Annotated in this window: 18 protein-coding genes; 11 read left to right on the forward strand and 7 right to left on the reverse strand. The window is 72.8% G+C overall.

Annotated features, from left to right (window positions below):
* Positions 1–6: 6 nt before the first annotated feature.
* On the reverse strand, positions 7–546 hold the full coding sequence (locus tag ACU6P3_RS24380; RefSeq protein ID WP_447194112.1) for an SMI1/KNR4 family protein: 540 nt from the start codon (positions 544–546) through the stop codon (positions 7–9).
* 193 nt (positions 547–739) lie between these two features.
* Positions 740–1,840 carry a serine/threonine dehydratase gene (locus tag ACU6P3_RS24385; protein WP_447194113.1) on the reverse strand — a complete coding sequence of 367 codons (1,101 nt, stop codon included), beginning with the start codon at positions 1,838–1,840 and terminating at the stop codon, positions 740–742.
* Positions 1,841–1,889: 49 nt separating this feature from the next.
* Here ACU6P3_RS24385 and ACU6P3_RS24390 point away from each other — a divergent pair, with 49 nt between their 5' ends.
* Positions 1,890–2,531: a TetR/AcrR family transcriptional regulator C-terminal domain-containing protein gene (locus tag ACU6P3_RS24390; protein WP_447194114.1), complete on the forward strand. Its 642-nt coding sequence runs from the start codon at positions 1,890–1,892 to the stop codon at positions 2,529–2,531.
* Between the two features lie 199 nt (positions 2,532–2,730).
* On the opposite strand, the gene ACU6P3_RS24395 is transcribed toward ACU6P3_RS24390, so the two are convergent.
* The 5 genes from ACU6P3_RS24395 to glgX all read right to left on the reverse strand — a co-directional run bounded on the left by ACU6P3_RS24395 (position 2,731) and on the right by glgX (position 12,406).
* Positions 2,731–4,758 (reverse strand): M4 family metallopeptidase, encoded by a 2,028-nt coding sequence (locus ACU6P3_RS24395; RefSeq protein WP_447194115.1) that lies wholly within the window; start codon positions 4,756–4,758, stop codon positions 2,731–2,733.
* A gap of 438 nt (positions 4,759–5,196) precedes the next feature.
* Positions 5,197–5,703, reverse strand: coding sequence for a metallophosphoesterase family protein (locus tag ACU6P3_RS24400; RefSeq protein ID WP_447194116.1), 507 nt, complete (start codon positions 5,701–5,703; stop codon positions 5,197–5,199).
* 54 nt (positions 5,704–5,757) lie between these two features.
* The gene (locus ACU6P3_RS24405; RefSeq protein ID WP_447194117.1) at positions 5,758–7,728 is read right to left on the reverse strand and encodes an ABC transporter ATP-binding protein; all 1,971 of its coding nucleotides are present in this window, start codon (positions 7,726–7,728) and stop codon (positions 5,758–5,760) included.
* Complete coding sequence (locus tag ACU6P3_RS24410) at positions 7,725–9,626, reverse strand: ABC transporter ATP-binding protein (protein ID WP_447198055.1); 1,902 nt, start codon at positions 9,624–9,626, stop codon at positions 7,725–7,727. The genes ACU6P3_RS24405 and ACU6P3_RS24410 overlap by 4 nt, the downstream gene beginning before the upstream one ends.
* A gap of 422 nt (positions 9,627–10,048) precedes the next feature.
* Positions 10,049–12,406 carry a glycogen debranching protein GlgX gene (glgX, locus tag ACU6P3_RS24415; protein ID WP_447194118.1) on the reverse strand — a complete coding sequence of 786 codons (2,358 nt, stop codon included), beginning with the start codon at positions 12,404–12,406 and terminating at the stop codon, positions 10,049–10,051.
* A 149-nt stretch (positions 12,407–12,555) separates the two neighbouring features.
* Between glgX and ACU6P3_RS24420 the strand changes: the two genes are divergently transcribed.
* From ACU6P3_RS24420 to ACU6P3_RS24465, 10 genes are all read left to right on the forward strand, one after another.
* Positions 12,556–13,779, forward strand: a complete 1,224-nt coding sequence (locus ACU6P3_RS24420; protein ID WP_447194119.1) for a L,D-transpeptidase — start codon at positions 12,556–12,558, stop codon at positions 13,777–13,779.
* Between the two features lie 556 nt (positions 13,780–14,335).
* The gene (locus ACU6P3_RS24425) at positions 14,336–15,496 is read left to right on the forward strand and encodes a L,D-transpeptidase (protein WP_447198056.1); all 1,161 of its coding nucleotides are present in this window, start codon (positions 14,336–14,338) and stop codon (positions 15,494–15,496) included.
* 131 nt (positions 15,497–15,627) lie between these two features.
* On the forward strand, positions 15,628–16,404 hold the full coding sequence (locus ACU6P3_RS24430) for an enoyl-CoA hydratase/isomerase family protein (protein ID WP_447194120.1): 777 nt from the start codon (positions 15,628–15,630) through the stop codon (positions 16,402–16,404).
* Positions 16,405–16,711: 307 nt separating this feature from the next.
* The gene (locus ACU6P3_RS24435) at positions 16,712–17,227 is read left to right on the forward strand and encodes an ATP-binding protein (protein ID WP_447194121.1); all 516 of its coding nucleotides are present in this window, start codon (positions 16,712–16,714) and stop codon (positions 17,225–17,227) included.
* 66 nt (positions 17,228–17,293) lie between these two features.
* Complete coding sequence (locus ACU6P3_RS24440; RefSeq protein WP_447194122.1) at positions 17,294–18,217, forward strand: polysaccharide deacetylase family protein; 924 nt, start codon at positions 17,294–17,296, stop codon at positions 18,215–18,217.
* Positions 18,218–18,225: 8 nt separating this feature from the next.
* A complete protein-coding gene (locus tag ACU6P3_RS24445) occupies positions 18,226–19,443 on the forward strand; it encodes a YncE family protein (protein ID WP_447194123.1) in 1,218 nt (405 codons plus the stop codon).
* A 202-nt stretch (positions 19,444–19,645) separates the two neighbouring features.
* Entirely contained in the window at positions 19,646–20,296 is a 651-nt protein-coding gene (locus ACU6P3_RS24450) for an ADP-ribosyltransferase (RefSeq protein ID WP_447194124.1), read from the forward strand.
* 117 nt (positions 20,297–20,413) lie between these two features.
* A complete protein-coding gene (locus ACU6P3_RS24455) occupies positions 20,414–20,632 on the forward strand; it encodes an EF-hand domain-containing protein (protein ID WP_030749434.1) in 219 nt (72 codons plus the stop codon).
* A 110-nt stretch (positions 20,633–20,742) separates the two neighbouring features.
* Positions 20,743–21,765, forward strand: coding sequence for a CopD family protein (locus ACU6P3_RS24460; protein WP_447194125.1), 1,023 nt, complete (start codon positions 20,743–20,745; stop codon positions 21,763–21,765).
* A 421-nt stretch (positions 21,766–22,186) separates the two neighbouring features.
* On the forward strand, positions 22,187–23,236 hold the full coding sequence (locus tag ACU6P3_RS24465; RefSeq protein ID WP_447194126.1) for a lytic polysaccharide monooxygenase: 1,050 nt from the start codon (positions 22,187–22,189) through the stop codon (positions 23,234–23,236).
* Positions 23,237–23,249 lie beyond the last annotated feature (13 nt).

Below are 23,249 nucleotides of genomic sequence, written 5' to 3' on the forward strand. Positions count from 1 at the left end.
CCGAGTTCACACGAAGGCGGAGCTGGGTCGGAACTCGTGTGAACCGGCCGGGAGTTGTCCGCAGTAGTCCGACGCCACGCTCCCGGTCAGCAGGACGCCTTCCAGGAACTCCCCGCACGCCATCTCGTGGGTCTCCCATTCGGGGCCGTGCGCACCGTTGAGGATGACGGTCCACTCGTCCGGCTTCTGCCCGGGGCGCACGAGCCAGTACAGATACGACCCGGCCTCCGTCAGCGCCCAGGCGATGACACGGGTGCCGTCCTCTTCGAGTTCGGGAGGCTTCGGCTCGCCGAACGACCAGAGGCGCTCCAGGACGTGCGGGCGTTCCTTGTTCTCGGTCACCAGGTCGTAGTACTTGTTGGCGCACCACGGTTCCAGGAGCCACACCGTGCCGTCGAACACCCCGCCGCCATAGGCGTCGACCAGCTCCTTGTAGTCGTTCGGCAGCGAGGCGCCGATCTGGGTCTCGACCTGCTGCCAGTCCTTCGGCTGCGGGGCGGCGGATGGGGGAATGGCCTTGACCAGGCGGGAGACGGGTGAGTTCATCAGGTGCTCCTTTCAGCCCGGCCACGCTACGTGACACGTGTCCTGACAAGCCAAGTGGCCGGAAGCCGCCTGCGGAGCCGTTCGCGCGGGGCGGCCCTCACGCCGTCGGTCAGGCCTGGTGCGCCACTTGTCGCGTCTCTCGCGTCTCTCGCGTCTCTCGCATCTCTCACATCTTTCGCGTCTCTCAGGTCTCTCACGCCTCTCGCGCCAGCGAGGTCACATCCGTATTCGCGCCGCACAGCACCACGCACACCCGCTCCCCGGGCTCCGGCCGGTACGCGCCGCTCGTGAGGGCCGCCAGGGCGGTGGCCGCCGCGTGTTCCACCGCCAGCCGACGGTCGTCCCACAGGGCGCGGCGGACCGCGGTGATCTCCGGGTCCCGTACGAGGACGGAGCGCACGTCTCCGTGGAGCGCGGCGGCCAGCGCCGTGGGGGAGGCGTGCGAGGCGCCCAGCGAGTCCGCGGCGACCGAGTCGACGGGCACCTCCACCACCCGGCCCGCCTCGACCGCGGCGTTCAGGGCGCGGCAGTTCTCCGGCTCGGCCGCCACCACCCGTACGCCGTGCTCGCGCGCCGCCGTGGCCACGCCCGCGAACAGGCCGCCCCCGCCGACCGCGACCACGACCGTGTCCAGGTCCGGCAGCCGTTCGTGGATCTCCTCCAGCAGGGTGCCCGCCCCTGCCGCGATCAGCGGGTGGTCGTACGCGTGCGAGCGCAGCGCGCCCGCCGTCGCGGCGAAGTCCTCGCACGCGGCCAGCGCCTGGGCGTAGGTGTTCCCGGCGAGCCGTACGTCCGCGCCGTACGCGCGCAGGCGCCCGACCTTCACCGCGGGAGCCGTCTCGGGCAGGAACACCGTCGCGGGTACGCCCTGCTGCCGCGCGGCCCAGGCGCAGGCGAGCCCCGCGTTGCCGCCCGAGGCGATCGTCACCCCGGCGTCCGGCAGGGCACCGGCCTCGCGGTGGGCGCGCAGGAAGTTCTGCGCGCCGCGCGCCTTGAAACTGCCGGTGTGCTGGAGGTGCTCCAGGGCCAGCCAGAGCCGGGCCGGGGCCCCGGGCCCGTCTTCTGCCTCCCCCGTCGCGTTCCCCCGGCCGACGGACGCGACAGGCGAGCCGCCGCCGGACGCGCCCCCGGCCCCGCCTCCGGCATTCGGATCGCCGGACCGGCGCCCCGTCCCGTAGGCCCCCGTCCCGTAGGCCCCCGGCTCCACTGGCGCGACGGTCACCGGCCGCACCTGTCCGGCGATGCGCCCGACGGCCCTCCTGACCTCGTCGTAGGTGAGTTCCCAGCCCTGCATGAGACCGCTCCGTTCCGTCTGCGATACGGTGTACCGTACGCTGGCTCGCATGACCGGGCAAATGGCTTCCACCGACCCTGCCGCCCCCGAGCGCATCGCCGCCGCGGCCCTCGCCCTCCTCGACCGGGACGGCCCGGGAGCGCTCAGCTTCCGTACGGTGGCCGCGCGGCTCGGCGTCGCGCACGCCACCGTCCAGCGCCGGTGCGTCGACCTCGCCGGCCTGCTCGACCTGTGCGCCGACCAGCTCGCGGCCGAGCTGCCCGACATCCCGCCGGGCACGGGCTGGGCGGAGGCCACCGAGGAGCGGTTCCGCAGCCTGTACGAGGTGCTGGTCGCCCACCCCGGCCTGCTCGCCCTGCGGGGCGCCCGGCCCTGGCTCGGCCCGCGGCTGCTGGGCCGGCTGGTGGAGCCGCAGCTCGCCGACAGCCTCGCCGCGGGCATGACGGCCGGGGAGGCGATCGCCGCCTACCGGCGGATGTACCTGCTCACGCTGGGGAGCGCGACCTTCGTCGACCACCGCGACCCGAAGGGATCGATGGCCCTGACCCGGACGGCGCTGGCCTCGCTCGATCCCGAGGAGTTCCCCGTACTGACCGGGCACCTCGCCGCGATCGTGCCCGCCGTGACCGACCACGAGGTCTTCCACGGCGCGCTGCGTCAGCTCGTCCGGGCCGCGGACCCCGGCCGCTGACCGTGGTATCGCGTAAGAGAAATCGTGCGGGAAGCGGAATGCCGCACACGCGATTTCCCGGCCATGGACGCGAGGCCGCCCGGGGTGTCCGTACACCCCGGGCGGTTCCTCGCGAGAGGGAGATCCGGCAGAGGGCCAGAAGGCCGGAAGGCCGGAAGGCCGGAAGCTCCGAGCGTCAGAACGTCTGAGCGTCCGAGCGTCAGAAGGTCAGCTTGAACCCGTTGATCCGGCCGGTGTCCTGCGACGCCACATCCTGGACCTTCAGCTGCCAGGTGCCGTTGGCGACCTCGGACGAGGCGTTGACCAGGTAGGTCTCCACCACGTCGTCCGCCGAGTCGCTGCCGCTGTTGGTCTTCAGACGGTACGTGGCGCCGCTCGGCCCGACCAGGTCGATGACCAGGTCACCGCGCCAGGTGTGGGTGATGTCGACGTCGACCTGGAGGGAGGACGGGGCGTTGCCGGTGACACCGCTGACCGTGAGGGACGAGGTGACCGCCGCGCCGTTGTCCGGGATGGCGACCTGCGTGGTGCTCTCGAAGGTCTGGCCCGTGCCGGTGCCCCCGCCCGGGCGGGCGCCCACGGCGATACCGGCCCAGGCGTCCTGGACGGACTTGTACTCGGCGCTGGTGGTGCCGTACAGCTCGGCCGCGACCGCGAGCGTGCCCGTACGGGCCGCCGCGTAGTTCGTGGTGGAGGTGAACTTCGTGGCGAGCGCCTTGAACCAGATCTGCTCGGCCTTCGCCCGGCCGATGCCGGTCACCGGCAGCCCGTCGGAGGTCGAGGAGTTGTAGGAGACTCCGTTGATGGTCTTCGCGCCGCTGCCCTCGGACAGCAGGTAGAAGAAGTGGTTGGCCGGGCCGGACGAGTAGTGCACGTCCACGCCGCCGATGCCGGAGTACCAGGAGTCCTTGGACGCGCCGTCCTTGCTCGGCTTGTCCATGTAGCGCAGCGGCGTGCCGTTGCCGTTGATGTCGATCTTCTCGCCGACGAGGTAGTCACCCGGGTCGCTGGGGTTGGCGGCCCAGAATTCCACGGCCGCGGCGAAGATGTCGCTCGTCGCCTCGTTCAGGCCGCCGGACTCGCCGCTGTAGACCAGCTTGGCGGTGTTGGCGGTGACACCGTGGGACATCTCGTGGGCGGCCACGTCGATGGACGTGAGCGGCTTGGCGTTGCCGGAGCCGTCGCCGTACGTCATGCAGAAGCAGCTGTCCTGCCAGAAGGCGTTGACGTAACCGCTGCTGTAGTGGACGCGGGAGTACGCGCCGACGCCGTCGCCGCGGATGCCGGTCCTGCCGTGCACGTTCTTGAAGTAGTCCCAGGTCAGACCCGCGCCGTAGGCGGCGTCGGCGCCCGCGGTCTCCAGGTTGGAGGCGGCGCCGTTGCCCCAGGTGTCGGTGGACTTCGAGAAGAGGGTGCCGGTGCCCGACGTTCCGCGGTTCAGGTTGTAGGTCTTGTGGTTGCCGCGGCCGCCGTCGGTGAGGTTGTACGTCGAGCCGGACAGCGTGGAGCCGAGCGTGACCTGGCCGCTGTACTGGGTGTTGCCCACGCCGTTCTGGACGGCCTGGTACTCGTAGAGCTTCTCGCCGGTGGCGGCGTCGGTGACGACGTGCAGCTCGTTCGGGGTGCCGTCGTGCTGGAGGCCGCCGACGACGGTCTCGTACGCGAGGGTGGGGGAGCCCTGCGCCATCCAGACGACCTTGCGCGGCGCGCGGTCGGCCTCGGTCCTGGTCGAACCCTCCGCCTTGGCGGCGCCCAGCGCCTGCTTCTCGGCGGCGGCCGGGGCGATGTCCGCCGTGGTGTCGACGTCTCTGAGGACGGCCGTGGACGCCTTGCTCACGGACTCGGGGGCGCCCGCCTCGGAGGAGGCGACGACGAGGTCGCCGCCGAGGACCGGCAGCCCCTGGTACGTGCGCTCGTACCGGGTGTGGGTGGTGCCGTCGACGTCCTGGACGACGTCGCGTACGACGAGCTTCTCCTGCGCGCCGAGGCCGAGCTTCCTGGCGGTCTCGGCCTTGGCGGTGTCGGCCTCGCGGATCAGCGCGGCGCGCTGCGCGGGCGACAGGTCGCGCGGCAGGGCCCCGGGGTCGGCCTTGCCCGCGACCGGCGCGGTGGGCGCGCGGTCCGGCTGCGCGGTGGCGGTGCCGGCCTGCACGCCGACGGAGAGCAGGGCCGCTGCGGCGATCAGAGCGCCGGTCGCGGTGGCGCGACGGCTGGGCGTGGGTCTCACGCGGACTCCTTCTGCGAGGGGGGGGACCGGGCGGCTCGGTGGGCCGCCCGGACGGTGCACGCGGTGCCGGTGGAGCGGGGCGGAGCGAAGGACGGGGGAAGAGTCGCAGCAGGAACGCACTCATGTCAGGGGCGCGTCAATAAGTTGGCCGGAAATGGTTCGCTGCCCGAAATTGCCTGTTCGTTAAGCGGACGTTTCGTCGATCATCACGTGTGCGCCGACGGGCGTTCATCGCGGGCCGAAGAGGCGAGGGTGCGGCAAGTGGGCTTGCCGTGGCGTGGGTTGACGATTGTGAACGGGGCGTTGAGCGGGGCGGCGGCGCGGTACGGGTCGGCCGCTCGGCTTTGTGGCGCGTTTCGTCCGGTGGTTCGTCGCGCACTCGACCGGGCGGTGTGCCGTGTGTTCCGTGGCCACGCGCCGGCCCGCGCGGGCCGGTGTTCAGGGGTGCCGGGGCGGCAGACGGTGCAGCGTGACCTCGGTGAGCCGCCCATCGGCCACTTCGGCCGTCATGTAGGTGCGGAACGGCTGACTGCGCCTGTCCGTCGGCGAACCGGGATTGAGCAGCCGTAGCCCGCCCGGCGCGGTCGTGTCCCAGGGGATGTGGCTGTGGCCGAACACCAGGACATCGAGGCCGGGGAACCGCTCGGCGCACCGCCGCTCGCGGCCCTGGGCGGGCCCCGTCTCGTGTACGACACCGAAGCGCAGCCCGCCCAGCTCGACGCGCGCCACTTCGGGCAGCCTGGCCCGCAGCTCCGGGCCGTCGTTGTTGCCCCACACCCCGACCAGCCGCCGGGCCCGTGCCTCGAGCAGGTCCAGGGTCGCCACGTCCACCCAGTCGCCCGCGTGCAGGACGACGTCGGCGCGCTCGGCCCGTGCGAGCAGTTCGTCGGGCAGGCGCCCCGCGCGCCGGGGCAGATGGGTGTCGGACATCAGCAGCAGGAGCACGGGAACGCGCCTTTCCTCGTACCGCACCGCCCGGCGAAGCCTCTCACCACGTCGTCACGCCAGGCTCTCGCGCCAGGCGCGGTGGAGGCCCGCGAAGCGGCCCGTGCCCGCGATCAGTTCCCGCGGCGGGCCGTCCTCCACGATCCGGCCGTGCTCCATCACCAGCACCCGGTCCGCGATCTCGACCGTCGAGAGGCGGTGCGCGATCACCACCGCCGTGCGGCCGCGCAGAACCGTGTCCATCGCGCGCTGCACCGCGCGCTCGCCCGGGATGTCGAGCGAACTGGTCGCCTCGTCGAGGATCAGGACCGCCGGATCCGCGAGCAGCGCCCGGGCGAACGCGACGAGCTGGCGCTGACCGGCGGAGATCCGGCCCCCGCGCTTGCGCACGTCCGTGTCGTACCCGTCGGGCAGACCGCTGATGAAGTCGTGGGCGCCGATCGCGCTGGCGGCCCGCTCGATCTCCTCCCGGGTGGCGTCCGGGCTGCCGATCGCGATGTTCTCGGCCACCGTCCCGGAGAACAGGAACGCCTCCTGTGTCACCATCACCACCCCGCGCCGCAGCTCGGGCGTCGACAGCGCCCGCAGGTCGACACCGTCGAGCAGGATCCGGCCCGCCGACGGGTCGTAGAAGCGGGCCAGCAGCTTGGCCAGCGTCGACTTGCCGGCGCCCGTCGAACCGACCACGGCCACGGTCTGCCCGGCCGGGATCGTCAGGTCGAACCGGGGCAGGACCTCGCCGCCCGTGCGGTACGCGAAGCTCACGCCGTCGAAGACGGCCGTGCGGCCGGGCAGGTCCCCGGCGCGCGGGGGCAGCGGCCGGGGCTCCTTCGCCTCCGGGACCGAGGGCCGCTGGGCCAGCAGTCCCGCGATCTTCTCCAGGGACGCGGCGGCGGACTGGTACGAGTTCAGGAACATCCCCAGCCGGTCTATCGGGTCGTACAGCCGCCGCAGGTACAGCACGGCGGCGGCCAGCACGCCGAGGGCGAGCGTGCCCGTCGCGACCCGGTACGCGCCCCAGAGCACGATGGCGGCGACGGCGGTGTTGGCGACGAGGCGCGAGCCGACCACGTAGCGGGCCATCTCCAGCAGCGCCCCGCCGTTGGCGCGTTCGTGCGTGTGGTTGAGCGCCCGGAAGTCCTTGTCGTTGGCGCTCTCGCGGCGGAAGGCCCGTACGGGCCTGATGCCGTTGACGGTCTCCGCGAACTTCACGATCACCGCCGCGATGGCGGTGGAACGCAGGGTGTACATCCGGCCCGCCCGCCGCTGGTAGAGCCGTACGAGCAGGTACAGCGGCACGAACGAGAGCACCGCGGGGGCGCCGAGTCCGACGTCCAGGTAGAGCAGCATCGCCGAGATGTACACGAACGCCAGGACAACGCCGATGAGTTCCTGCAGCCCCTCGCTGAGCAGCTCGCGCAGTGACTCGACGTCGGTGGTCGAGCGGGAGATCAGCCGTCCGGAGGTGTAACGCTCGTGGAAGTCCACGCTCAGGGCCTGCGCGTGACGGAAGATCCGGCCGCGCAGATCGAGCAGCACGTCCTGGTTGAGCCGGGCCGAGGCCCGGATGAACGCGTACTGGAAGACGCCGGAGCCCACCGCGCAGATCAGGTATCCCGTGCCGACGGCGATCAGCGGACCGTGGTCGCCGTGGCGGAAGGCGGGTACGCCCCGGTCGATGGCGTACGCGACGAGGAGCGGGCCCGCCTGGGCGGCGGCCTGCTGGAACAGCAGGAGGACGGCGGCGACGATCACCTTCGCCCGTCGTGCGCGCAGCAGCGACCGGAGGAGGGCGCCGGTGGCGCCCGGGGGAGTGGGCAGATCGTCCCGGTCGAACGGGTCGCCGGACGCGGCCGGGGCGGTGGCCCCGGTGGCACCGGTTGTCCCGGTCGTCCCGGCGGCTTCGGCCGTCTCGGTGGCCTCGGCGGCCCCGGTGTCGGCGGCCGCCGCGGACGTCGCCCGCCCGGCGGGGGCGGAGCCCGGGCCCGAGCCGGGGCCCGGCCCGGTGGTGGCCGGTGTCGTCATCGCACGCTCTCCTCTACCGCCGAGTCGTCCGCGGAGCGGTCCGCCATGTCATCGGCGTCCGGGGCGGTGACGGCGGCCGGGGCACGGTCCGCCGCGGTCGCGGCCCCGGGCCCCGCCTCCCCGTCGTGGCGCGCGCCGGACATCAGCCACGCGTACTCCTCGCTGCTCCGCAGCAGCTCCTGGTGGGTGCCCACCGCCGCGATCCGGCCGCCCGAGAGCAGCGCGACCCGGTCCGCGAGCAGCACGGTCGACGGCCGGTGGGCCACGACCAGGGCCGTCGTCTCCTGGAGCACCTCGCGCAGCGCCGCCTCGACCAGGGCCTCCGTGTGCACGTCCAGCGCCGACAGCGGATCGTCCAGGACCAGGTAGCGCGGCCGTCCCACCACCGCCCTGGCCAGGGCGAGCCGTTGGCGCTGGCCGCCCGACAGACTCAGCCCCTGTTCACCCACCTGGGTGGCGGTCCCCTGGGGCAGGTCGTGCACGAACCCCGCCTGCGCCACCCGCAGCGCCCGCGCCAACGCGTCGTCGCCGGCGTCCGCCGCACCCATCAGCACGTTGTCCGCGACGCTCGCGGAGAACAGCGTCGGTTCCTCGAACGCCACCGAGACCAGCTTCCGCAGCCGCGAGCGCTCCATCGCGGCGATGTCCTCGCCGTCCAGGGTGATCCGGCCCTCGGTCGCGTCGTACATCCGGGGTACGAGCGCGGTCAGCGTGGTCTTGCCCGAACCCGTCGCGCCCACCAGGGCCATCGTCTCGCCGGGCCGGACGTGCAGATCGACGCGGGCCAGGACGGGCGCCGTGGCCGCGTCGGCGTCCGGGTAGCGGAACGTGACGCCCTCGAACCGCATTCCGTCCCGCTCCGGGCGCGCGCCCTCCTCCCGCCCGGGGGGCCGTTCACGTGGCCGCTGGTCCGGCCGCTGGTCCGGCAGTTCGTCCGGCCATGTCCCCGGCCGTTCGTCCGACTCCTCCGCCACGTCCATCACCTCGAAGAACCGCTCGGTCGCCGTCGCCGAGTCCTGGCTCATCGCCACCAGGAAGCCGATCGACTCCACCGGCCACCGCAGCGCCAGCGCCGTCGACAGGAACGCGACGAGCGTGCCCGCCGAGAGGTCGCCGTCCGCGACCTGGATCGTGCCCAGCACCAGCGCCGCGCCGATCGCCAGCTCCGGGATGGTCATGATCAGCGCCCAGATGCCCGCCAGCAGCCGGGCCTTGACCAGCTCGGTGGCGCGCAGCCGCTCGGCCAGCGCGTGGAAGGCGAGGGACTGGCTGCGGTGGCGGCCGAACCCCTTGACGACCCGGATGCCGAGAACGCCCTCCTCGACCACCGTGGTCAGATCACCGACCTGGTCCTGCGCCCGGCGCGCGACCAGGGAGTACCGCGCCTCGAACAGCGACAGCAGAACCACCAGGGGGACGGCCGGCGCCAGGAGGACCAGCCCGAGCGACCAGTCCTGCATCAAGAGGATGACGAATCCGACGACAATGGTCGTCCCGTTGACCAGCAGGAAGGTCAGCGGGAAGGCCAGGAACATCCGCAGCAGCATCAGGTCGGTCGTCCCGCGCGACAGCAGCTGCCCCGATGGCCAGCGGTCGTGGAAGGACACCGGGAGCCGCTGCAGATGGCGGTAGAGATCGGCTCGCATCGCCGCCTCCACACCGGCCAGCGGCCGGGCCACCAGCCACCGCCGAAGGCCGAACAGCAGCGCCTCGGCGATGCCGAGCAGCAGCAGGATCAGCGCGCCGAACCACACACCACGCAGGTCCCGGTCCGTGACCGGCCCGTCCACCATCCACTTCAGGACGATCGGGATCACGAGCCCCAGGCAGGACGCGACGATGGCGACGAACGCCGCGCCGAACAGCCGTACCCGCACAGGGCGTACGTACGGCCACAGCCGCAGCAGGGAGCGGAAGGAGGACCGACGAGGGGCCTGCTCGCCGGGCGGCGCGCCGGGCCCGTCCGGCCGCTGGGCCGGGCGTCCGTCCGCAGGCCCGTCGGGCCCGCCCGGACATCCGTCCGGACATCTTCGGGCCTGGTCGTGGTCGTGGTCCTGGCCCGGGGCTCGGTCCCGGCCTGTCGGGCCTCTCTCGTTCGTCTCCGCGTCTGTGGTCGTCATCACCCGCGAGCCTACGGTTCGCCACTGACATCGCCCACGCGTTTTTCCCGGCCGGCGCTCGTGGCCGTACCGCCATATCAACCGATCGGCTGAGCGGGGTGAGGCATTCGCCGTGCTCGGCCCGGCCCGGCCCGGCCCGGCTCGGCCCGGCCCGGCTCGGCCCGGCTCGGCCCGGTCCGGCTCGGCCCGGTCCGGCCGGCCTACCGCCGCACCCGGAACAGTCGTACCGACCGTTCCGGTACCGTCACCGTCGTACCCGCCGGGCACACCGTCCCCGGTGCCTCCTCCTGCTCCTCCCGCGCCGTGTCCACCACCAGTTCGTACGTCTCCGCCCAGGGCGGCCCCGGCAGCGTGAACTCCACCGGTTCCGCCCCCGCGTGCAGCACCGTCAGGAAGCTGTCGTCCACGATCCGCCGTCCGCGCGCGTCCCGTCCCGGGATGTCCCGTCCGGACAGGAAGAACGCGATGGTCGAGGTCGGCGCGTACCAGTCCCGCTCCGTCAGCTCCGTGCCGCGCGGGGTGAACCAGGCCAGGTCCCGCAGCCCGTCCGGTGCCTGCGGCCGGCCGGAGAAGAACGCGCTGCGCCGCAGCACGGGGTGGGCCCGCCGCAGGGCCAGCAGCCGCGCGGTGAGCCCGTACAGGCCCCGTCCGCCGCCCTCCTCGTCCGGCCGGTCCAGCAGCGACCAGTCGAGCCAGCTCACCTCGTTGTCCTGGCAGTACGCGTTGTTGTTGCCGTGCTGCGTACGGCCCATCTCGTCGCCCGCGACGAGCATCGGCACCCCGGTCGACACCAGCAGGGTGGTGAGCAGGTTGCGCAGCTGCCGGCGGCGCAGCGCGGCGACGCCCGGATCGTCCGTCCCGCCCTCCGCGCCGCAGTTCCAGGAGCGGTTGTCGTCCGTGCCGTCCCGGTTGCCCTCGCCGTTCGCCTCGTTGTGCTTGCGCTCGTACGACACCAGGTCGCGCAGCGTGAAGCCGTCGTGCGCGGTGATGAAGTTGACGGAGGCGTACGGCCGCCGGCCGCCCCACGCGTACAGGTCGCTCGACCCGGACAGCCGGTAGCCGAGGTCCCGTACGTCCGGCAGCGCGCCGCGCCAGAAGTCCCGCACGGCGTCGCGGTAGCGGTCGTTCCACTCCGTCCACAGCGGGGGGAACGCGCCCGCCTGGTAGCCGCCGGCCCCCACGTCCCACGGCTCCGCGATCAGCTTCACCCGGCGCAGCACCGGGTCCTGGGCGATCACGGCGAGGAACGGCGAGAGCATGTCGACGCCCTGCCCGGACCGGGCCAGGGCCGCCGCCAGGTCGAAGCGGAAACCGTCCACGCCCATCTCCGTGACCCAGTAGCGCAGTGAGTCGGTGATCAGCCGCAGCACCTGCGGCCGGCCCACGTCCAGCGTGTTCCCGCAGCCGGTGTAGTCCGCGTAGCGCCGGGCGTCGGCCGGCAGCCGGTAGTAGGCGCGGTTGTCGATCCCGCGCAGGGAGAGCGTCGGCCCCCGCTCGCCCGCCTCCGCCGAATGGTTGTAGACCACGTCGAGGATGACCTCGATCCCGGCCGCGTGCAGCGACCGGACCATGCCCTTGAACTCCTCGACCTGCTGCCCGCGCGTGCCGCTCGCCGCGTAGGCCGCGTGCGGGGCGAAGTAGCCGATGGAGTTGTAGCCCCAGTAGTTGCGCAGGCCGCGCCGGAGCAGATGGTCCTCGTGCGCGAACTGGTGGACGGGCAGCAGTTCCACCGCCGTCACCCCGAGCCGCCGCAGATGGCCGACGGCGGCGGGGTGGCCGAGGCCCGCGTACGTGCCGCGCAGCTCCTCCGGCACGCCCGGGTGGCGCCTGGTGAAGCCCCGCACGTGCAGCTCGTAGATGACGGTGTCCGCCCACGGCGTCTTGGGCCGCCGGTCGTCGGCCCAGGCGTCTCCGGGCACGCCGTCGTGCACGACGACCCCCTTGGGCACGTACGGGGCGGAGTCGCGCTCGTCGCGCACGGTGTCCGCGACGTGCTGCTGCGGCCAGTCGCGCACATGGCCGTAGACCTCCGGCGGCAGGGCGCCGTAGTCATTGCCCCCGGCGGCGTCGACCGCGCGGGCGTACGGGTCGAGGAGCAGCTTCGCGGGGTTCCAGCGGGCGCCCGTCCAGGGGTCCCAGCGGCCGTGCACCCGGAAGCCGTACCGCCGGCCCGGCCGGACGCCGGGGACGAAGCCGTGCCAGATCTCGTCGGTCAGTTCGGTCAGCGGCAGACGCGTCTCGACGTCCTCGCCGCCCGCCGGCCCGTCGCGTTCGGTGAACAAGCACAGCTCGACGGCCTCGGCGCCGCCCGCCCAGAGCGCGAAGTTGGTGCCCGCCACGCCGTCGGGGCCCACGCGGTAGCGCGCGCCCAGGGGAGTGGGCGAGCCGGGCCGGACCACGGGCGGGGCCGGCCTCTGCCGGATCACCCGGGGCGCTTCCCCTTCCTCCCTCGGCTTCCCGATGTCCACGGCGTGGCCCCCGACGACCCCACCGGCCGATTCCCGTACCGCCCCTCGCAGTGCCTCCGGCACTGACCGACGCTCGGCTGCGCTCGCCACCTTCCGGCCTCCCGCGGCTCGCGGACCCCGCGGATCGGTGCCTACGGCGTCCCGGCCGTCGCCCCCTCGCGCGGTCCTCCTCCCTGTTCTGCCCGCAAGGAGCGCCCCGCTCACGTTTCCCCGGGAGGGGGGTGGTCGTTGGGCGGGGCGTGAGACACGTACTGAAGCGGGCCGGCGCCCGCATGGCCGTCGTTCTGACATGGGCAGGACTGATGACCGGGGTGGTCGCCTGCCTGGCGGGCTGCTCCCAGGGGCAGACCCTCAGCGAGGGCAAGGCAAGCGCTCCCGGTGACACGATCCGGGTCGTTCCCGAGGACGGCGCCCGGGGCGTAGGCCGCACCGACCGGATCGAGGTCAGGGTGGCGGACGGCCGGCTGGAGCGGGTGGAGGTCCGGCAGATCGAGAACGCCACCCCCGAGGACCTGCCCGGGCGGCTCTCCGCGGACGGCCGGTCCTGGACCCCGGAGCCCGGCGCGAGGGTCGCGCTGGCCGCCAAGTACAGCGTCGACGCGGTCGCCGTGGACCGGCAGGGCCGTCGCTCGGCCCGCCACACGACCTTCACCACGCTCGTGCCCACCGACCGGTTCATCGGCTACTTCGCGCCGGAGAACCGGTCCACGGTCGGTACCGGCATGATCGTCTCGTTCGACTTCAACCGCAGGATCCAGGACCGCGCGGCCGTCGAACGGGCCGTCAGCGTCACCTCGGAGCCCCCCGTGGAGATCGTCGGCCACTGGTTCGGCGACGACCGTCTCGACTTCCGGCCCCGTACGTACTGGCGGCCCGGCACCCGGGTGACCGTCGAGCTGCGCCTGCGCGACGTCGAGGCGGCGCCCGGCGTGTTCGGGATCCAGCGCAAGACCGTCGGCTTCACGATCGGCCGCTCCCAGGTGTCGCTCGTGGACGCGGCGGAGCACACCATGCGGGTGTGGCGCGACGGGACGCTGACCTCGACGCTGCCGATCACGGCGGGCGCGCCCGGAACCACCACGTACAACGGGAAGATGGTGGTCTCCGAGCTGTTCGACGTCACGCGCATGGACGGCAGGACGGTCGGTTTCGGCGGCGAGTACGACATCAAGGACGTGCCCCACGCGGTACGGCTGACCACGTCCGGGACGTTCCTGCACGGCAACTACTGGGCGTCGGCCGAGACCTTCGGGACCAAGAACGTCAGCCACGGCTGTGTCGGTCTGCGCGACAGCAAGGGCGGCGGAACGGACACCCCGGCGGGATGGTTCTTCGAAAGGACTCTGATCGGAGACGTGGTGGAAGTGGTCAATTCCCAGGACAGTACGGTCGCTCCGGATAACGGGCTGGGTGGCTGGAACATGAACTGGGAGGAGTGGACAGCGGGTTCGGCGCTCCGCTGAGCGGACGCCTGTCGCACCTCTTCCGCACGACGCCCCCGGCCCTCGAACCCCACGCGCAACGCCCGCCGTTCTCGTCCTCCCGCCCGGTTCCGTCCTCGCCCCATAGCTGACCTGCGCCGTCCCGGACGCGACCACCGGGGCGGTACGGGGCGTCACGGGACGGGAGGAGACGGGTGTTGGGACCGAACGGTGACATTCCGGAGCACTCACCCCTGCTCGCGGTGTGATTATCTTGCGCCATACGCGCGCACTCGACGCGCGGGAGTACGGGCCGTGGCGGGGCCAGGCCGTGCGAGGGGAGAAGAACATAGTGAACGGGCTGCCGATACCGGGAACACCGGGAATACCTGGGACAGCGGAGACGGCGGATACGGCGGGGACGGCGGAGGCGGCAGGCGCCGAGCCGGGCACACGGGGCACACGGGGCACACGGGGCGTACGGGGGATACGGCCGGGACCGCGGGGGCGGCAGGACGAGCGGGGACGGGGAGAAGAGCAGGGACGGCGCGCGCGGGCGCCCCGTACCCTCGCCGCACTGGCGACCGGAGCTCTGCTCCTGGTGGTGACCGCCTGTGGCGGCGGCGGGTCCTCCGAGGAGGGCGGCACGCCCGGCAAGAACGGCGACAAGGGGGCGTCCGAGGTCAGGAACGCGGCGTCGGCGGCCGTCGTGACCATCGCCCCCGACGACAAGGAGAAGGGCGTCGCCACCACCGGCGCCCTCAAGGTCACCGCGGACAAGGGCAGGCTCACCACGGTCACCGTCCAGGACGACAAGGGCAACCCGGTCGACGGCAGGCTGTCCGCCGGGGGCGCGAGCTGGGAGCCGCTCCAGCATCTCGCCGGCGCCACCCGGTACAAGGTGCACGCGGTCGCCAAGGACTCCGAAGGGCGGGAGTCCGCCAAGGACACGAGCTTCACCACCCTCGTCCCGAAGAACACCTTCATAGGCCAGTACACGCCGGAGAACGGCGCGACGGTCGGCGTCGGCATGCCGGTCTCCATCAACTTCACCCGGGGCATCACCGAGCCCGACGCGGTGGAGAAGGCCATCAAGGTGACGGCCGAGCCGTCCGTACCGGTCGAGGGGCACTGGTTCGGCAACGACCGGCTCGACTTCCGGCCCGAGAAGTACTGGGCGCCCGGCACGAAGGTCACCGTCGAACTCGACCTCGACGGTGTCGAGGGCCGTCCGGGGGTGTACGGCGAGCAGGCCAAGAGCTTCTCCTTCACCATCGGCCGCAGCCAGGTCTCCACCGTCGACGCGAGCGCCCACACGATGAAGGTCGTGCGGGACGGCAAGCAGATCAAGAACATCCCGATCACCGCCGGGGCCCCGTCGACCACCACGTACAACGGCCAGATGGTGATCAGCGAGAAGTACTCCGTGACCCGGATGAACGGCGCGACCGTCGGCTTCGGCGGCGAGTACGACATCAAGGACGTGCCGCACGCCATGCGCCTGTCCACCTCGGGCACCTTCATCCACGGCAACTACTGGGCGTCCTCCGGCACCTTCGGCTCCGCGAACGTCAGCCACGGGTGTGTGGGACTGCGGGACCTGCGCGGCGGCGGGAACAACGGCACCCCGTCGGCGTGGTTCTACAACTCCTCGCTGATCGGTGACGTCGTCATCGTGAAGAACTCGAAGGACAAGCAGATCGCCCCGGACAACGGCCTGAACGGCTGGAACATGTCCTGGTCGGAGTGGACCGAGTAGGAGCACCCGCCCCGGCCGGGGCGTACACCGGCCGGGAACGGACCGGGACGGGAACGGATCCGGACGGGCCCGGCGCACGGCGGCACGCCGCGCCGGGCCCGTTGTCGTGAGCGGCCGTTAACCTGCTGTGTATGGCTCAGGCATACGTGACCCTCGAAGTCTCCGGCGGTGTCGGCACGATCCGGCTCGACCGCCCTCCGATGAACGCGCTGGACACCGCGGTCCAGGACCGGCTGCGCGAGCTCGCCGAGGAGGCGGGGCGGCGCGAGGACGTGCGCGCCGTGATCCTGTACGGCGGTGAGAAGGTCTTCGCGGCGGGCGCCGACATCAAGGAGATGCGCGCGCTGGACCACGCCGCGATGGTCGTGCGCTCCCGGGCGCTCCAGGAGTCCTTCACCGCCGTCGCCCGGATCCCCAAGCCCGTCGTCGCGGCGGTCACCGGCTACGCGCTGGGCGGCGGCTGTGAGCTGGCGCTCTGCGCGGACATCAGGATCGCCGGGGCCGGTGCGAAGCTCGGTCAGCCCGAGATCCTGCTGGGGCTGATCCCCGGCGCCGGCGGCACCCAGCGGCTGGCCCGGCTGGTCGGCCCCTCGCGCGCCAAGGACCTCATCTTCACGGGTCGTCAGGTGAAGGCCGCGGAGGCGCTGGCGATCGGCCTGGTCGACCGGGTGGTCCCGGACGGGGAGGTGTACGAGCAGGCGCACGCCTGGGCCGCCAAGCTCGCCCAGGGGCCCGCGCTCGCGCTGCGCGCGGCCAAGGAATCGGTCGACGCGGGGCTCGGGACGGACCTGGAGACGGGGCTCGCCATCGAACGCAATTGGTTCGCCGGCCTGTTCGCGACCGAGGACCGCGAGCGCGGAATGCGGTCGTTCGTCGAGGACGGTCCTGGGAAGGCGAAGTTCCTTTGACCCGCGACCAGTTGTGACCTCTCGGAATGTCTCGCGGGCACACCGGGGCGCCCTCCGTCGTCCGCGGACACCCGTGCGTCAACCAGGTGCACGGCTCGGTATGGCCTTAAGGGAGCATTAAAGAAATCGGATCCGATCGGCATCGGTGATCATTGAATCAGAGGGCGTCGACGCAGCTCAGTGTCATCACCGGGGGCATCCAGTGCCTTGGGCATATGCCTTCGCGCCCCTTGGAATGATTCATTCCGCAGGGGCGATTCCCATGGAACGGCCACGGGGGAGGCGCTGGGCGGCCATGATGGTGCACATGGCGGGCCTGGAGGGTAGGGAGCAGCCGCGGCAGTGCGGTGATGCGGCCACTGTGCGGTGGATACCGTCCGTCGAAGACGAACTGGGCCGTAAGGCCCTGGAATTGTACGGAAATCCGACAGACGCCGAAGTCCAGCTCCCGTCCCGCCCGGAATCCGCCGCCGCCGCTCGTCGCATCACCCACAGTGTTGTTCTGCGTCAGTGGGCACTCTCCCCGCAGACGGCGGAATCCGCTGTGCTGCTCGTCTCGGAACTCGTCGGCAATGCCGTGCGGCACACCGGCGCCCGGGTATTCGGGCTGCGGATGCTGCGCCGCCGCGGCTGGATCAGGATCGAGGTCCGGGACCCGTCCCGCGGACTGCCGTGTCTGATGCCCGTACAGGAACTGGACACGAGCGGGCGAGGGCTTTTCCTGGTGGACCGGCTGTCCGACCGCTGGGGCGTGGATCTGCTGCCGCGCGGCAAGACCACCTGGTTCGAGATGAGGGTCGCCGCGGACCGCCAGTCCACCTGACGACCCGCAGGATCCCCTATCGGGTCAATCATCACCTTTTGACATGATCCGCCCTTAAATGGGGGCGTGATCGACGACGACCGCCACCGTGCCGAACGCGCAGACCCCCCGGACCGCCGCCGCGCGCTGCGCGGTGCGGCCGGAGCGGCTCTCGCGGGCGCCTTCGCCACCGGCGGCACGGGAGCCGTCGTCGCCGGCTGTACGGGCGGCGGCCGTACGGCCACCGGCCACGAGCACACCGGCCCAGCCGCCACCGGCCACGCGGACACCGGTGGCACGGGCGGCGGCAGTGGTGGCACGGGCAGCGGGCGCGGTACGGACACGCCCGGCCGTGCGGACACCGGCCGCCCCGCCGCCCGGTCCGCCCCGTCCCCCCGCCGCTTCCCCGGACAGCCCGTCGAGATCGCGCACGGCCCCCGCGACCGCGGCCAGGTCGCCCTCACCTTCCACGGCCAGGGCGACCCGGCCACCGCCACCGCCGTTCTGAAGGAGGCGGAGCGGGCCGGGGCCGGGATCACCGTGCTCGCCGTGGGCACCTGGCTCGACGAACATCCCTCACTCGCCCGCCGGATCCTGGACGGCGGCCACGACCTGGGCAACCACACCCTGCACCACACCGACATCTCCGCGATGGACGAGGACGAGGCGTTCGCGGAGATCACCGGGTGCGCCACGCGGCTGCGGCGGCTGACCGGCTCGATCGGCAGCTGGTTCCGCCCCTCGCGCACCCGGTACGCCACCCCGCTCGTCCAGCGGCTGGCCCGGCGGGCCGGTTACCCGCACGTCCTGTCCTACGACGTCGACTCGCTCGACTTCACCTCGCCGGGCGCCGCGGCCGTCACACGTACCGTCACCGGCCGTGTCCGCGACGGCTCGATCGTGAGCCTGCACTTCGGCTACGCCGACACGGTCGCCGCGCTGCCCGCCCTCCTCGACGCACTCGAACGCCGCGACCTGCGCGCGGTGACGACCACGGAGCTGCTGACCTGATGCACCGGATGTCTCCCCCCACGCGCCGCACCACCGTCCCGGCCGCCGCCCTGCTCGCCGGTGTGGCGCTGCTGTCCCCGCTCGCCGGCTGCGCCGGTTCGGACGGGCCGCGACCGGACCGTACGGCGACGGACGCCGCCACCCGGGCGGCCGCCCGGCCCGTCACCCCGGAGCGGTCCGAGCCGTCCAGGTCCGCCGCCCTCCCGGGCATGCCACCGGTGCGCGACCCCAAGGACATCTACGCGGCGGACCGGCCGGGCATGCTCTCGCCCGTCGTGCGCAAGTTCCCGTCCCGGGTGTACGTCCCCAACACCAACTCCGACACGGTCTCGGTCATCGACCCGAAGACGTACAAGGTCATCGAGACCATCCCGGTCGGCCGCCAGCCGCAGCACGTGGTGCCCTCCTGGGACCTGAAGACCCTGTGGGTGAACAACAACCGCGGGCACACCCTCACACCGATCGACCCCGCCACCGGAAAGGCGGGCGAGCCGGTCGAGGTGCACGACCCGTACAACCTCTACTTCACGCCGGACGGCAAGTACGCCGTGGTCATGGCCTCGCTGGACCGCGAGCTGGTCTTCCGGGACCCGCACACGATGAAGGTGAGAAAGACGGAGCCCGTCGACTGCGCGGGCGTCAACCACGCCGATTTCTCCGCCGACGGCCGCTACTTCATCGTCTCGTGCGAGTTCTCCGGCGAACTGCTGAAGGTGGACACGGCGAAGATGAAGGTCCTCGGGAAGCTCAAACTGCCCTTCGAGGGGGCGATGCCGCAGGACGTGAAGCTCTCGCCCGACGGCAAGAGGTACTACATCGCCGACATGATGGCGCACGGGGTATGGGTGCTGGACGGCGCGAAGTTCACCGTCCCCAAGCTGCTGCCGACGGGCGAGGGCGCCCACGGCGTCTACGTGAGCCGCGATTCCAAGGTCATGTACATCTCCAACCGGGGCGAGGGGACGATCTCCGTCTTCGACTTCGCACGCGACCGCCTGGTGAAGAAGTGGCGGCTGCCGGACGGCGGCAGCCCGGACATGGGCGGGGTCTCGGCGGACGGAAAGGTGCTGTGGCTGTCCGGCCGGTACGACTCCGAGGTGTACGCGATCGACACCAAGGACGGGAAGGAACTGGCCCGTATCCCGGTCGGCGGAGGCCCGCACGGGCTGGCGGTGTACCCCCAGCCCGGCCGTTACTCGCTCGGGCACACGGGGGTCTTCCGCTGAGGCCCGGGGCCCGGGGCCCGCGCCCCGGAACGGGCCCAGAGGGCCAGGCCTTTCGGGCGTTCGGGCGTGCGGGGCGCTGCGGGGGCGCCATCCACGCGCAGGACACCCCCGGCGGCCACGAGCGGCGGAACGGCGGTCTGACACGCCCCCATTCGGGTGACGGTCCACCGCCCGTCGCCGTGCGGCGTGAAAGGTGCTCCTCATGACCATCTCTCGCTCTCGACGCCGGGCCGCTGCCGTCACCCTGTCCGTCGCCGCCCTGCTGGTGCCCGCCGCCGCCACCGAGGCCGCGCCCGCGCCGCCCTCCGGAGCCACCGCCCCCGCCCCGGCCCCCGCCCACGCCTCCGTCCCCGGCAAGAAGAGCGAGCGCTGCCCCGCGGTCGCCGACCCCATGTTCGCCGCGGCCGACCACGGTGTCGAAGTGGCCCGGATCAGCCCGAAGCCCGCCTGGCGCACCGACTGCAAGCAGCTCTACCGTGCCGACAGCCGCGGCCCCGAGGTCGTCTTCGAGCAGGGCTTCCACCCCAAGGCGCCGATGGACGGGCAGTACGACCTGGAGAAGTACGTCCTGGTCAACCAGCCGTCGCCGTACGTCTCGACCTCGTACGACCACGACCTCTACAAGCAGTTCTCGAAGAGCGGTTTCAACTACTACATCGACGCCCCCGGCGGGATCGACGTCAACAAGACGATCGGGACCACCCACAAGTACGCGTCCCAGGAGGAGGTCGCCTTCCCGGGGGGCGTCTCGCGGGAGCGCATCGTCGGGGTCTGCCCGGTGGACCGGCACAAGAAGATCGAGATCATGGCGCAGTGCCTCGACAATCCGCACTACGACCCCTGGCGCGGCTGACGTTCGCGCGCATACGGCGGTGGCCCGGCATCCCCCTGGTGCCGGACCACCGCCGTACGAGTGAACGCGAGCGGATAATCTGACCCCATCGGAACAGCACCACGAAGGGGCGGGACAGTGGCGGACATCGACGAGGCGCGCAAGGCGTTCGAGCGGTTCGACGTGAACGGCGACGGGCTCATCACGGCCACCGAGTACAAGAGCGCGATGGCGCAGCTCGGGGACTTCCACGTGACCGAGACCGTGGCGCAGGCCGTCATCAACGCCCATGACGCCAACGGCGACGGGCTGCTGACGTTCGACGAGTTCTGGGCCGCTCGCAACAAGGAGCAGTGAACGGGGGAGCCGGGAGATCCGGGGGCCGCGGCGCCCGCCCCCGCGGCCCTGGCGACGGCGGTGGCTTTCGCGTTGGCGAGGGTGGTGGCGCCGGGCTCCGCACGACGGCCGTGACACGGGCCGTACTCGTGGTCGGCGGTACGGCGACCGCCCTCCTCGTCGCGCTGTTCGGCGCGGGGATCGCCGCCCGGGGCACGGGCGAGCTGCGGATCCCGGCATCGGGTGCCACCACCGCACTGCGCACGGTGGTCTTCGTGGCCCTCGCCCTCCACCTGGGCGAGTTGGCCGGACGGCGGTTCGCCGGGGCGGGGCCGCTACCGCGTGGCCGGTCCGTCGCCGCCGCGGGCGTCGGGGCCCTCGCCTCGGCCGGGCAGATCGGGCTGCTGGCGCGGGTCAGCGCACTCGATCTCACATCGGTGTACGGCACGGCCGAGGGCCGTCTCCTGCTGGTCATGGCCAACGGCTTCCTGCTGGCCGCCGCGTGCGCCGCGACCCGCCGGCCCTGGACGGCCGCCGTCCCGCTGGCCGTGGTCGTGGGCGCGGAGGCGCTGCGCGCACACCCCGAGGCGTACACCCCGTTGCTCGGCGCGGCGCTCACCGTCGTACACCTGACGGCGGCGTCGCTGTGGACGGGCGGGCTGCTGTACGTGCTGCGCACCCTGTGGCTGCGCCGGGGCGATCCGGCCGGTGCCAGGGAGGTGCTGCACCGTTACGCCCGGCCGGCCGGGTGGCTCTTCGTCGCCCTGGCCGCCACGGGAACGCTCTCCACGCTGCGCAGACTCCCCGCGGACGTCGTGTTCACGACGGCGTACGGGCGGGTGCTCATCGCGAAGCTGCTGCTGGTGGCGGTGGCGAGCGCGCTGGCCCTGAGGGCCGGGGCCCGGCTGCGCGGAGCGGCCGGGGCGCGTACGGCGACAGCGGGCGCCGGGGAGGCGGGTGCCGGCGCGGCGGGCAGCGCGGGCGTGGCGATCCCGGGCGTGGGCACGGGGACGGCGGAAGCGCGGCCGGACGGGACGGGCGTCGCCGGGGCGGCCCGGCTCGCGCGGGCGGAACTGGTCGTGCTGGGGATGGTCGTCGTGGTCTCCGCGGTCCTGACGGTGGTCCCCGACCCGCACTGGCTCAGCACGCGCTGAGGCCGCGACGGACGCGAGCGGCGTACGTCCGCACACGGACCTGCTGGTGTGCGGACGCGCCCGCACACACGCGCCCGGTGTGCCGTGCCGTGCCGTGCCGTCCGTTCCGGGGCGGGCGGGACGGGGCCGGCCCAAGTTTCCGCCGGCGTGCTGAACGCCCGGCGGGCGGACGCCGTAATACACGGCAGGCTGCCGGGTCCGAGGCCGCCCGGGTCGCCGAGGAGGTCTGTCACGGATGTTCCGCCACCGCACCGCCGCAGCTGTTCCCGCGACCGCTGGCGGCCCCAGGGCTCGGGACGGTGGGCCGGCCGCTCTCAGCACCGTCGGGACTGTCAGGGGTGTCAGGGCCGTTACGGCTGCCAGTGCGGTCCGGGTCGTCCGCGCCGTCCGGGCTGTCCGGGCCGCCTCCGCGGTCCTGGCGGTGACGGTGCCGGCGGCGACCGCTCTGGTGGCGCTGACCGCCAGCCCGGCGTACGCTCACGGCGCGCCCACCGACCCGGTCAGCCGGGTGGCCGCCTGCGGTTCCCAGGGACAGCTCGCGCGCACGGACGCCTGCCGGGCGGCCGTCGCCGCCAACGGCGGGCGGGGCTTCGAGGAGTTCGACAACCTGCGCGTCGCCGGTGTGAACGGCCGGGACCGCGAGGTCATCCCCGACGGCAGGCTGTGCAGTGGCGGCCTCGACGCGTACAAGGGGCTCGACGTCGCCCGCGCCGACTGGCCCGCCACGCGGCTGCGCGCCGGGGACGCGTTCACGCTGACGTACGTGTCCACCATTCCCCACGAGGGCACCTTCAGCCTCTACCTCACCACGGAGGGCTACGCCCCGACCGCCCCGCTGACCTGGGCCGACCTGGCCCCGCAGCCGTTCCTCACGGTCGACAACCCGCCCCTGGACGACGGCGCCTACCGCGTCTCCGGCACGCTTCCCACCGGCCTGACGGGCCGCCACATGCTCTACACGATCTGGCGCAACACCAGTACGCCGGACACGTACTACTCCTGTTCCGACGTCGTCTTCGACGGTGCCGGCGACGACGGCGCCGCGTCCGCGGGGGGCGACGGTACCGGGAACGGAGCCGGCACCGGAGCGGGCACCGGCACCGAGGGCGCGGGGAACGGTATCGGCGGCGTCGGCAACAGCGCCGCCGTCACCGGTACGGTGTCGCCGCCGCCCGACGCCTCCGTCACGCCCTCGTCCGCCGCCTCCGCCCCGCCGTCCGTCCCCGAGGCGGACGGACCCGGGAACACCGCCTCCGGATCGTCCGCCGAGGCCGCCGCTCCCCAGGCCGACGCCACTCCCACCTCTCCCCAGCAGGCCACGCCATCCTTCCCCGTAGCCGCCGGTACCCAGCTCGACTACGTGGTGATCGCGGCGGGCGGTGCGCTGGTGGCCGCGGGCATCGCGGTGTTCGCCTCGCGTCGGCGGCGCGCGTCGGCGGCCGTGGGCCCGTCCCGTAAGCACCGACCGTAAGGAGACTTCGCCG

It is taken from the genome of Streptomyces hebeiensis (assembly GCF_052983195.1).